A 1543-nucleotide genomic window follows, 5' to 3' on the forward strand; every position below is an offset into this window, starting at 1 on the left:
TTATATGATTGGTGGAGATGGCGGGAGTTGAACCTGTTTTTATTGCACCTTGTGCAATGCTATAAAAATTTAACCAAGTAAAATCAATAAGTTAGCCATCTCTTGTTTGATATTATATCATAGTTTTTAGGGAAAGTAAGTCAAAAAATAAGTCAGCATATTTGCCAATTTCAACGCAAAAAAAGCCCCCAATTTGGGGGCGGTTGTGGCTTATTTTGTATTTAGTTTGGCAATTTCTAATTTGTTTTTGTCGCCGTGCATCCATTTGGCGTACCGTTTCATCAGCATCTGTAGGCTATGCCCGAGTTGATCAGCAACAAAGACAGGATTCACGCCGTCCATCAGCAGCATCGTTGCATAAGTATGCCGTGCATTGTACGCTGGGCGGTGCCTAATTTTGCACGCTTTCATGGCATCGTTGAGTCGCAGCCGTGGCGGTTTTTCGTTAAAAAACGGCTCGCCCGTCTCAGGGCAGATCAGCACATATTGGCTTTTTTTGCCACGCTCACACAGCTGTTTTAGTTGCTCGATGGCACGCATGGAGCGGTCGTTCAGATACAGCGTGCGTGCCTTGTGCGTCTTGGTTGCTGATTTTTCGATACCACGCACACGGCTTTGGTGAATGTGCAGCGTGCCGTTGAACCAATCCACATCGTCCCATTTTAGGGCAATCATTTCGCTTGGACGCATTCCCGACCAAAACGCCAGCTCATAATACCAATAATACAAGCGGTCATCATCTTGCAAATTGGCATCAAGCCACGACAGCAGGGCATTCATCTCGTCCCGTGTGAATGGGTCGGGTAGGTCAATCTGCACTTTTTTATTTTTGATAAGATTAAGGGGATTTTCGCCGATTAGCCTTGCCTCAATCGCTGACTGAAACACGCCACGCAACGGCGTTAAGCAGTTGTTTAATGTCTTTGCCGTCTTAAAATCACGCTGGGCAATCAAATCACGCAGCATATCTACATTAATCTGGGCAATCGGCACCAGAGCCAAATCAGGCATCCAGTGATGCTCAAGAATGCGTACATAACCTTTTTTGGTGTCTAGATTGGCATCACAATGGGTCAAAAACCGCTGGGCAACTTCCTGAAACAGCACGCCACTGGTGATGATGCTATCCTTCGCCGTCAATCCTTTGGCTTTGGCAATATCATCATCGGTCAAGATGCCCCATTTGGCTTTTGTGATCAGCTCACTTCTAATTTTAGCGGCTGCACTGATACCCTCCGCAGTCGCTGGGTGCGGTAGGGTGATGCGGTAGGCGTTTTTTCGGTGGTTAAAGTAGATTTGCACGCAGTTATTTCTAATCCGCACGCCCGTTGGTAACGCTTGTGGGCTTGTTCGCTTAGCCATTGATTATACCCCCGTAATGAGTAATATACATTGCCGTCTTGCTTGGTCCACACCACATCCTCGGTCCAGTTGCGTTTGCGGTGTGGGAGTTTGTGCTCATCGATGCCTGTCAGCTCGGCAAACTTGCTGGCAGTTACCCAGTCAATGGGGACAAGCCCCATTTCAGCCAATACAGCGGTTA

The 1543-nt window shown here is 47.2% G+C and carries 2 protein-coding genes; both read right to left on the bottom strand.

The features are described from left to right. Positions 1-210: 210 nt before the first annotated feature. The gene (locus BW928_RS11185) at positions 211-1173 is read right to left on the bottom strand and encodes a tyrosine-type recombinase/integrase (RefSeq protein ID WP_227516596.1); all 963 of its coding nucleotides are present in this window, start codon (positions 1171-1173) and stop codon (positions 211-213) included. A 23-nt stretch (positions 1174-1196) separates the two neighbouring features. Next, positions 1197-1543 (bottom strand): hypothetical protein (locus tag BW928_RS12020; RefSeq protein ID WP_227516597.1); only part of this gene is annotated, 347 nt, incomplete at its 5' end.

The organism is Moraxella cuniculi DSM 21768 (assembly GCF_900156515.1).
In the GTDB taxonomy this organism is placed as follows: domain Bacteria; phylum Pseudomonadota; class Gammaproteobacteria; order Pseudomonadales; family Moraxellaceae; genus Moraxella; species Moraxella cuniculi.